Source organism: Corallococcus sp. CA047B, assembly GCF_003612065.1.
Taxonomy (GTDB): domain Bacteria; phylum Myxococcota; class Myxococcia; order Myxococcales; family Myxococcaceae; genus Corallococcus; species Corallococcus praedator.
This window is the reverse complement of record NZ_RAWD01000362.1, coordinates 1-8,999: the sequence shown is the minus strand read 5'-3', so window position 1 is coordinate 8,999 and position 8,999 is coordinate 1. Positions and strand designations below refer to the sequence as shown.

Genomic DNA, 8,999 nt, shown 5'->3' with positions numbered 1-8,999 from the left:
CCGTGGTCAGCAGGGCCCCCACCCAAGCCATCATCGCGATTCTCCCCCGTCCTCACCCACCCCGAAGCTAGGGATGGGAGGCGGGGGAGCAATCCAGCGGAGGCCTGCCGTGGAGGATCCACCCCTCCCGAAGCGGAGTGGTGGACACACATCCACCGCGCGACGCCTCCCGGTTCACGGAAGCAGCGAAGCGCGGCGGGTGGAAGCGACTACTTCGCCTTGCGGCGGCGCGTGCCCGCGTCCGGCACGGTGGTCGTGCCCGCGTCCACGCCCGTGTCCAGGGTGCCCGCGTCCGACACCGTGCCCGCGTCCGGAACGGCCGTGGCCAGCGGCGGCGGCGGATTGACGAGCTTCAGCGAGTCGAAGAACGCGTCCGCAGCCGGCGCGCCGGAGTTCGGGTTGAAGAGCACCAGCAGCGTGTACATGCGCGCGCCCACCAGGATGTTGCGCGCCCGGAGCTCGCCCACCGTCGGGGAGCTGACCGTGTAGGCCTTGCCCGGGTAGCCACCCTCCAGGGTGAAGTCCTTCTCGTCCTTCAGGGTGCCGTTGACCTCCTTGGCCAGGCCGTCCCGACCCTCGTTCAGCAGGGCCTCGGGAGGACGGCTCGCCACGAGCTTCTCCGGGTAGTCCGCGATGCTCACGGAGTAGAGGACGTCCATGGCGCGAGCCGAGTACGCGGCCGTGGACACCGTGCCGGAGCCCAGCGGGACCTGCTTGCGGGCAATCTGCGGCTCCGCGGGCATGCCGATGCTGAAGCCTTCCGGCGCGTCGTAGGCCTTGAACTCCGGGCCCGTGGGGGCGACGTCCCCGCCCTCGTTGGGGACATCTTCGATGGTGGACTGGGCCTGCCGGCCGTCACCGCCGCCAGAGGAACCGGAGCTGCCGTCGGTCTTCTGCTGGCTGGCGCACGCGCCGGCGATGAGGGCGAGGGTGGTGAGCGAAGCAAGAAGGAGGCGGGACAACGGACGCATGGGCACGCTTCCTGATGTGAAAGATGGGGAGAAAACGAGATGTCCTGTCGGACGCTAGACGAAGTGCTCCGCCGCTGACTACCCGAGTTTCAAGGCGCGGCGAGGAACTGGCGGCGCCTCCTCCCCCACAAGCGTCGGGGGGAGGACACCGCCCCCAGGCCGGAAAGTCGGCTTTGGGAACTATTCGCCCAGGTACGCGCGCCGGACCTCGGCGCTCTCCAGGAGCGCCTTGCCGGCGCCGGCCATCACCACCTCGCCCGTCTCCAGCACGTAGCCGTAGTGGGCGGCGTTGAGGGCCAGGTGCGCGTTCTGCTCCACCAGCAGCACGCTGACGCCGGTGGCGTTCACCTCGCGCAGCGTGCGGAAGATGGTCTCCGTCACCTGCGGCGCGAGGCCCAGGGACGGCTCGTCCAGGAGCAGGAGCTGCGGCTTGCTCAAGAGGGCCCGGGCGATGGCCAGCATCTGCTGCTCGCCGCCGGACAGCGTGCCCGCGAGCTGGCGGCGGCGCTCCTTGAGCACCGGGAAGAGCGTGAAGCCCTTCTCCATGTCCTGCTCAATCTGGGCGGTGTCCCTGCGCAGGTACGCGCCCAGCTCCAGGTTCTCCTGCACGGTGAGGTTGGGGAAGATGCCCCGCCCCTCCGGCGCGTGCGCCATGCCGCGCGGCACCAGCTGGTGCGCCTTGAGGGCCGTGGTGTCCTTGCCCTCCAGCGTGATGCGCCCCGCCGCGGCCTTGAGCATGCCGCTCACCGCGCGCAGGGTGCTCGTCTTGCCCGCGCCGTTGGCGCCAATGAGGGCCACCATCTCGCCCTTGCCCACCTGCAGGGACACGCCCCTCAGCGCCTGGATGGCGCCGTAGCGGACCTGGAGCCCCTCCACCGTGAGCAGCGGCGCGAACGCGCGGCGCTCGCCCAGCACCTTCGTCGGCTCGCTCACGCCGCGCCTCCGTGGGATTCCAGGTAGCTGTCGCCCAGGTACGCCTCGATGACCTTGCGGTCGCTTCGCACCGCCGCCGGGGCACCGCGCGCGATGGTCTCTCCGTGGTCCAGCACGGTGATGGTCTCGCAGATGCCCATCACCAGCTTCATGTCGTGCTCGATGACCAGCACCCCCAGCGAGAACTCGTCGCGCAACCGGCGGATGAGCACCATCAGGTCCGCCTTCTCCCGCGTGTTCATGCCGGCCGCGGGCTCATCCAAGAGCAGCACCTTGGGCCGCGTGCCCAGCGCGCGGGCGATCTCCAGGCGGCGCTGTTCTCCATAAGGCAGGTTCTTCGCCTCCTCGTCGCGGCGGTGCGACAGGCCCATCACGTCCAGCAGGTGCTCCGCCTGGCGCGTGAGTTCGCGCTCCTCCCGCTGGAAGCCGGGGGTGAGCAGGAGCGCGCGCCACCAGTCGCGGTAGTTGCGCAGCGCCGTGCCCACCTTGGCGGCCTGGCCCAGCTTCACCGGGTGCAGGGCGCCCTGCGCGCGGCAGGCCACCTTCACGTTGTCCAGCGCGGTGAGCGCGCGGAACAGGCGGATGTTCTGGAACGTGCGCGCGAGGCCCAGGTGGTTGATTTGATGCGGCACCCAGCCGTTCACCTTCTGCCCGGCCACGCGCACCTCGCCCTCGGTGGGCTGGTACACGCCGGTGAGCACGTTGAAGGCGGTGGACTTGCCCGCGCCGTTGGGCCCGATGAGGCCCAGGAGGTCCCCCTGGCGCACGGAGAGGTTGAAGTCCGTGAGGGCCTTGAGGCCCCCGAAGCGGATGCTCACCCCGGACGCCTGGAGCATCGCGTCCTGTGACGTGGCGGCCACGCTCATGACAGCCCCTTCTTCCTGCGGGGAAGCCAGCGCGGCAGCACGTCCCACAGCTCCTTCGTGCCGAACAGGCCCTGGGGGCGGGCCAGCATCAGCACCACCAGCAGCACGCCGTACACGGGCATGCGGATCTGATCCACCTTCTGCGCCAGGCTGCCCTCGGCGCCCATCGCGCCGAACAGCGAGCGCAGGCCCTCCGGCAAGAGCGTGAGGAAGATGGCCGCGACGATGGCGCCCGTGGTGGAACCCAGGCCGCCCAGCACCACCATGACGACGATCTCCATCGACTTCACGAAGGTGAACGAGCCGGGGTTGATGATGGGCACGAAGTGGGCGAACAGGCCGCCCGCGATGCCGGCGAAGAACGACGAGATGACGAACGCGCGGACCTTGTAGCCGGTGGTGTCCACGCCCATGGCCTCGGCGGCGACCTCATCCTCGCGGATGGCCCACAGGCTGCGGCCGTGACTGGAGCCCGCGATGCGGCGGGCCACCAGCACCACCAGGAAGACCCAGAAGTACACCATGGCCACGCTGGAGAACTGCGGGATGCCCGACAGCCCCAGCGCGCGGCCAAACGCCTCCGTGTTCTGCACGAAGACGCGGATGATTTCGCCAAAGCCCAGCGTGACGATGGCCAGGTAGTCCCCGCGCAGGCGCAGGGACGGCAGCCCCACCAGGAAGCCGCAGAGCGCCGCGCAGACGCCGCCCGCGAGCAGCGCCACCACGAAGAGCACCTGGTCGCTGGCGGCCACCGGCAGGAAGGACAGCGCCACCTCCTTGAGCGACAGCGACGTGACGCCGGCGATGTACGCGCCCACCGCCATGAAGCCCGCGTGGCCGATGGAGAACTGGCCCGTCATGCCGTTCACGATGTTGAGGCTCACCGCGAGGATGATGTTCACCCCCACGACGGACAGGAGATAGGTGGCGAAGGGGGAGGCGCCCAGCGTCCACTCGGCCAGCGCCAGCACCGGCAGCGCAAGGAGCACGGGCAACAGGCCGCGCAGCGCCGGGGGAATGGGGCCCGCCATGTCGTCGGGCAGGGTCGTCGCGCCAGGGGTCGCCATCAGACCTTCTCCGCCGCGACCCGGCCGAAGAGGCCGCCCGGCTTCACCAGCAGCACCAGGATGAGGAAGCCGAAGGCCACCGCGTCACGCCAGGTGCTGGCCGCGTAACCCACGACGAACTCCTCCACGAGTCCCAGCAGCAGCGCGCCCACCACCGCGCCCGGCACGTTGCCGATGCCGCCGATGACCGCCGCCACGAAGGCCTTGAGGCCCACGTACAGGCCCATGAGCGGACTCACCGACGTGTCCTTGATGGCGTAGAGCAGGCCCGCGCCCGCCGCCAGCGCGCTGGAGAGCATGAACGTCAGCGCGATGATGCGGTCGGTGGGGATGCCCATCAGCGCCGCGGTGCGGTGGTCCCAGGACACCGCGCGCATCGCCTTGCCGAAGCGCGTCCGGTACACGAGGAACTGGAGCGCGCCCATCAGCGTCACGGCGATGAGGAAGCTGATGACCTGCCAGTTCCACACCACCACGTCGCGGTCGCCCACGATGAACCACTCGGTGGGGACGATGACCTCCGGGAAGGCCCGAGGGGAGGCGCCCGGCAGGAAGCCGATGTCCAGTTGGAAGCCGTACGACAGCGCGAACGAGATGCCGATGGCGGTGATGAGCGCGGTGAGGCGCGGCTTCTCGCGCAGCGGCCGGTAGGCGAAGCGTTCAATGAGGAAGCCGAGCAGCGCACAGCCCCCCATGGCCACCGCGAAGATGACGACCACGCCCCAGAGGGAACGCTGCGCCTCGCGCCCGAGGGCGAAGGCGGTCGCGTAGCCCATGTAGACGCCGACCATCATCACGTCGCCGTGGGCGAAGTTGATGAGCTTGAGGACGCCGTACACCATCGTGTAGCCCAGTGCGACCAGGGCGTAGATGGTGCCGGAGGCCAGTCCGTTGATGAGGTGCTGGAGAAGCTGCGACATGCCGGGTGGGGGCCCTGACTACGGAGCGATGGTGGTGACGTAGGTGGACTTGCCGTCCGCGACCTTCAGCACCACGGCGGACTTCACCGCGTTGCGCTTCGCGTCCAGCGTGATGACGCCCGCCACGCCCGGGAAGTCCTTCGTCTGCGCGATGGCCTCGCGCAGCGCCGGGCCGCTGGTGTCCGGGGCACGCTTCAGCGCGTCGATGGCGACCCGCGCGGCGTCGTACGCCAGCGCCGCGAGCGCGTCCGGCACCGCGCCGTTGTAGTCCGCCTTGTAGTCCGCGATGAACTTCTTCACGCGCTCGTCCGGGTTGTCCGGCGAGTAGTGGTTGGAGAAGTAGCTGCCGTCGATGGCGCTGCCGCCCAGCTCGAAGAGCTTCTCGGAGTCCCAGCCGTCGCCGCCCATCAGCGGCACCTTCAGGCCCAGCTCGCGCGCCTGCCGGGCGATGACGCCCACCTCGCTGTAGTAGCCCGGCACGTAGATGCCTTCCGGCTGCGTCTTCTTGATGGCGGTCAGCTGCGCGCGGTAGTCCGTGTCGCCCTGGCTGTAGCTCTCCGTGACCGTGATCTTGCCGCCCAGCTCCGCGAACTTCTGGCGGAACACCTCCGTGAGGCCGATGGAGTAGGCGCTCTTGTTGTCCTGGAGCACCGCGACCTTGTTGAGCTTGAGGTTCTCCCGGGCGAACTTGGCCATCACGAAGCCCTGGAACGGGTCGATGAAGCAGACGCGGAAGATGTTGTCGCCCTTCTCCGTCACGGTGGGGTTGGTGGACGAGGGCGTAATCATCGGCACGCCCGCCGCCTGCGCCTTCTCCGCCATGGCGAGCGAGCTGGACGAAGCCACCTCGCCCAGGATGAGCACCACCTTGTCCTGGGTGATCAGCCGGGTGACGGCCTGGGCCGCTTCCTCGGGCTTGCTCTGGTCGTCGTAGACGCGCACCACCAGCTTCTTGCCCTTCACCCCGCCCGCCGCGTTGGCCTCCTTCAGCGCCAGCGCGATGCCATTGCGGCTGGAGATGCCGAAGGTGGCCTGTCCGCCCGTCAGCGCGCCCACTTCGCCCAGGACGATGACGTCGTCACCCGCCGGAGCGCCACCGCCCTGCGCCGTGGCCGGGACCTGCGCCGCGGGCTGGCCGCCGCCCTCTCCCGTGGGCTGCGTCTTCTTCTCGCAGGCGACCGCCAGGACGGCGAGCGCGGCGAGGAGCATCGGGGCAAGTCGTCGCATGTGGGGGTTCCCTCCGGGGGGAGATGACGGCAAAGCCCCGGTTTTCTAGGGGAGCCCTCCCCATGGGTCAAGCGCACAGCTTGGGACCGGACGCTCGCGAACACCCTGGAACAGCGCTGTCGTGTGCCCTGCCCCCTCCGGGCGTCCCCCGGGACTCAGCCTCCGGAAGGCGTCCCTGGCTCCCTCCAGAAGTGCTCCCGGCCCGACGGACCGCGTCGAAGCGGGGGCGCCGGCCGGACGTCCCGGTCCCCTTCCGCCGCTTCCCCCGACACGCCCAGTGCGCGCGCCAGCGCGTCCGCGCAGGGATGCCATGCCCCGTCGTTCGAGGGCCAGGCAGGCGGCTCTCCGGCGAGCGCCGTCGTTTCAGCGCGGGCCTTCGCCAGGGGGAACGCGGTGGGAAGGACCGCCTTCGACGCGGCCGCGGAGGCCCGGCGGCGCAGGAGTCCGCCGGCCACCAGCACCCCCACCATGCCGGCCATCCACCCCAGGCCCCGGCCCGGAGCGCGGAACCGGGCGCCGTGAGCACCGTGACGGCGGGGAGTCGAAGGGCTCCCGCTCCACGGCATGCCGCTCCACCGCTTCAACCCCCGGCCTGGACCTGTGCCACGCATGGAAGGCTCCTCTGATGGGGACCGGCGCACCCGGACCCGCGCCAACACAGTGGGGCGTCCGGTGCAGCGCGGCCAGCAGGGGGATGGGTCGCTTCACTCCTGCACGCCCGGTGTCCAGACAGGAGGCAGGGAAGCGCGCACCGGGGGCCTGACAACGGCGGGCTGGGTGACGAGCCCCCGGATCACCCAAGGGCAGGGGTTTCCTTGTCAGTTACTGGACCCAACTTCCTGCTGATGGCCGTGGCGGGCACCTCGCGTCCCTTTCCCCCCAGGAGCCCCGACCCATTGCGACGGACGACGTTCCGGCGCTCCGCCTGGCCACAACCGACCCGACGTGAAGTCACAAGGAGCCAGTCCATGATCAAGCGCATTGATATCAAGGAAGGCATGGTCGTCCGCAGCAGCGACGGCGAGAAGCTGGGCAAGGTGTTCGCCATCAGCGAAGGCGAGTTCCACATCGAGAAGGGCATGTTCTTCCCGAAGGACTACCTGGTCCGCTACATGGAGGTGAGCGACATCCGCAACGGGGAGATCTACCTCAACCATGGCCGTGAGGCGTTGAGCAGCCTGTCCGATGCGAGCAACGCCGGCGCCCTGGGGACGGCGACCACCGGCACGATGGGGACCGTGAAGACGGGGACGCAGAAGGTCGTCGGCGACGTACCGAGGACCGGCCTGAAGGACACCCGTCTGGAGTCACGGGCCAACCTCAAGGACGCCGAGCGCATCGCGAGCGAGGACGTCACGCTGCGCACCCACCACGAGGAGCTGGAAGCCATCAAGCACCAGCACCGTGCGGGCGAGGCCCAGGTGAGGAAGGTCGTCGTGGAGGAGATGCGGACCATCACCGTCCCGGTGCGCCACGAGGAGGTGGAGGTCGTCCGCCGCGCGGTGGCGCCGAACACGCCCGACACGGCCGACTTCCGCGAGGAGACCATCCGCATCCCGCTGAGCGCGGAGGACGCGGAGCTGCAGAAGCGGGTCTACGCGGATGAGGACATCGACATCCGCAAGCGCTCCATGGAGGAGACCCGCAGCATGGAGGGCCGCGTCCGCCACGAGGAGGTGGAGGGCGTGACGGTGGTGCGCACCGAGGAGGAGCTGGACGAAGACAAGCGCCGCATCGGCTACAAGGCGGACGCCGACCTGGATCCGCTCAAGCGCCGCTAGTCCTCACCGTGCGACATCCGTCGGGCCTTGTGCCTTCCTCCCGCATGCCGCCTTCCCGCGGCGTGCGGGGACTTCTTCAGCGCCGCTTTCCACCGGGACGCGGCGCGGGAGGGGCGACCGGGGTCGCGCGCGTCGGAGCCTCGCGGGCCGGATTGACGCCCGTCTCCATCCGCTGCGAGTCGCGCAGGCGCTCCGGGAAGAGCCGGGCCGTGAGGGCCGCCAGCACCGTGTCACGCGCGGGGGGACACGCGGCCACCAGCCGGTCCGCCATGGCGTGGGCGGTGTCGAAGCGGGACTCGGGCGCCTTGGACAGCGCCACCGACAGCACGTTCCACAGGGGCATCGGCACCTCCGGGGGCCGGGGCAGCTTGTCCTGGCAGATGGCCTTCATCGTGGCCAGCTCGTCATCGCGGTCGAAGGCGCGCGTGCCGGTGAGCGCCTGGTAGAGGATGAGCCCCATGGCGAACAGGTCGCTTCGCGCGTCCAGCCGCTGGCCCAGCGCCTGCTCCGGGGACATGTAGAGCGGCTTGCCCTTCACGATGCCCGGCAGCGTCACCGTGCGCTGCGCGCGCACCTTCGCCACGCCGAAGTCCAGCACCTTCACCTGACCGTCGAACCCGATCATCAGGTTGTGCGGCGACAGGTCGCGGTGCACCAGCTCCAGCGAAGCGCCGTCCTCGCCCTTGAGCGCGTGCGCGGCGTGCAGCCCCATCAGCGCCTGGGACACCACGGCGGACGCCACCGCCGGCTCCAGCGGGCCCTTGTTCGCGCGCAGCAGCCGGTCCAGGTCGATGCCGTTCACCAGCTCCATGGCGATGTAGTACGCGCCCTGCGCCTCGCCGAAGTCGTAGACGTGCACGAGGTTGGGGTGCGACAGCCGCAGGCCGATTCTCGCCTCGTCCAGGAACTGCTGCACCATCTCCGGCTGCGCCGTCAGGTGCGGCAGGATGCGCTTGAGCGCCACCAGCCGGCCCAGGCCCTCCGGCCCGCGCGTGCGCGCCACCAGCACCTGCGCCATGCCGCCCGTGCCCAGGGGCTTCACGACCTCATAGCGGCCAATGCGCCCGCGCTGCACGGGCGTGCCGTCCGAGTCCAGTTCGTCCAGCCGCTCCAGCGGCCCGCGGCCGTCCGTCAGCGCCAGGAAGGACAGCACCGCCGAGTCCAGCTGTTCGCCAATCGCCTCCACCAGCCCCATCACCCGCCCGCCGCCGTCCTCGAAGGCCCCGTCCACCAC

The 8,999-nt window shown here is 70.1% G+C and carries 9 protein-coding genes; 1 reads left to right on the top strand and 8 read right to left on the bottom strand.

Features of this window, described 5'->3' with window-relative positions:
* Window positions 1–209: 209 nt before the first annotated feature.
* The 7 genes from D7X74_RS35655 to D7X74_RS35625 all read right to left on the bottom strand — a co-directional run bounded on the left by D7X74_RS35655 (window position 210) and on the right by D7X74_RS35625 (window position 6,454).
* Window positions 210–971 carry a hypothetical protein gene (locus D7X74_RS35655; RefSeq protein ID WP_233602399.1) on the bottom strand — a complete coding sequence of 254 codons (762 nt, stop codon included), beginning with the start codon at window positions 969–971 and terminating at the stop codon, window positions 210–212.
* A gap of 180 nt (window positions 972–1,151) precedes the next feature.
* The gene (locus D7X74_RS35650) at window positions 1,152–1,904 is read right to left on the bottom strand and encodes an ABC transporter ATP-binding protein (protein WP_120537454.1); all 753 of its coding nucleotides are present in this window, start codon (window positions 1,902–1,904) and stop codon (window positions 1,152–1,154) included.
* Window positions 1,901–2,770 carry an ABC transporter ATP-binding protein gene (locus D7X74_RS35645; protein ID WP_120537453.1) on the bottom strand — a complete coding sequence of 290 codons (870 nt, stop codon included), beginning with the start codon at window positions 2,768–2,770 and terminating at the stop codon, window positions 1,901–1,903. Before D7X74_RS35645 ends, D7X74_RS35650 begins: the two co-directional genes overlap by 4 nt.
* Window positions 2,767–3,837 carry a branched-chain amino acid ABC transporter permease gene (locus tag D7X74_RS35640; RefSeq protein WP_120537452.1) on the bottom strand — a complete coding sequence of 357 codons (1,071 nt, stop codon included), beginning with the start codon at window positions 3,835–3,837 and terminating at the stop codon, window positions 2,767–2,769. Before D7X74_RS35640 ends, D7X74_RS35645 begins: the two co-directional genes overlap by 4 nt.
* Complete coding sequence (locus D7X74_RS35635; RefSeq protein ID WP_120537451.1) at window positions 3,837–4,757, bottom strand: branched-chain amino acid ABC transporter permease; 921 nt, start codon at window positions 4,755–4,757, stop codon at window positions 3,837–3,839. Before D7X74_RS35635 ends, D7X74_RS35640 begins: the two co-directional genes overlap by 1 nt.
* Before the next feature lie 18 nt (window positions 4,758–4,775).
* Entirely contained in the window at window positions 4,776–5,984 is a 1,209-nt protein-coding gene (locus tag D7X74_RS35630) for an ABC transporter substrate-binding protein (RefSeq protein WP_120537450.1), read from the bottom strand.
* Window positions 5,985–6,139: 155 nt separating this feature from the next.
* Entirely contained in the window at window positions 6,140–6,454 is a 315-nt protein-coding gene (locus D7X74_RS35625; protein WP_120537449.1) for a hypothetical protein, read from the bottom strand.
* Between the two features lie 498 nt (window positions 6,455–6,952).
* On the opposite strand from D7X74_RS35625, the gene D7X74_RS35620 reads away from it, so the two are divergent.
* On the top strand, window positions 6,953–7,765 hold the full coding sequence (locus D7X74_RS35620; RefSeq protein ID WP_120537448.1) for a YsnF/AvaK domain-containing protein: 813 nt from the start codon (window positions 6,953–6,955) through the stop codon (window positions 7,763–7,765).
* A gap of 76 nt (window positions 7,766–7,841) precedes the next feature.
* On the opposite strand, the gene D7X74_RS35615 is transcribed toward D7X74_RS35620, so the two are convergent.
* The coding region (locus D7X74_RS35615) for a serine/threonine-protein kinase (protein WP_147446800.1) at window positions 7,842–8,999 on the bottom strand (1,158 nt) is incomplete at its 5' end.